Raw genomic sequence first — 533 nt, 5'->3', positions numbered from 1 at the left:
TTCGCCATCGCGGACGGGACGACGAACGCGGATCCGCTCCAGACCCAGGTGGTGAGCGTCGACAGAACGACGCCCTTCGTCCCGCCTTCGATCCAGCGGCGGCCTGCGGCGTGAGTGGTATTGAACGACCCGTTCATCACCGTGGAGGTGACGGCTTCGAAGGCACGCGGGCTGAGTGATTCGGTGGGGGCGATGAAGTTCGCGGCGGCGTTGTTGATCACGCCGGTGAGCGGACCGTGGAGAGTCCAGATTTCGTCCATTGCGGCCGACACGAGATCTGCTTTGCGCACATCGACGGTCTGCCAGTGGACCGAACCCGGCCGGGAGACGGACGCCTCCGCCGCGGCTTCCTCGAGTACGGCGGGACGGCGGCCCCACAGGTGGACTTCGGCGCCGTGGTCGACGAGGTGGCGCGCGACGCCGCGGCCGAGCCCGGTGCCGCCGCCGGTGATGAGGACGCGCTTGCCCGCGAGGGCGTCGGAGGTGAAGGGAGTGGTGGTCATGCGATGGTCCTTACGATGGGGAACGAGGGC

Annotated in this window: 1 protein-coding gene; it reads right to left on the bottom strand. The window is 68.5% G+C overall.

Annotated elements, in window-relative coordinates; genetic code table 11:
• The coding region (locus MLGJGCBP_RS48480) for an SDR family NAD(P)-dependent oxidoreductase (RefSeq protein WP_160099958.1) at positions 1–503 on the bottom strand (503 nt) is incomplete at its 3' end.
• Positions 504–533: the final 30 nt, after the last annotated feature.

This window comes from Rhodococcus sp. T7 (assembly GCF_009872365.1).
Taxonomy (GTDB): domain Bacteria; phylum Actinomycetota; class Actinomycetes; order Mycobacteriales; family Mycobacteriaceae; genus Rhodococcus_F.
Note: the sequence above shows the minus strand (reverse complement) of the source record. Positions and strands in the feature narration are given on the sequence as shown.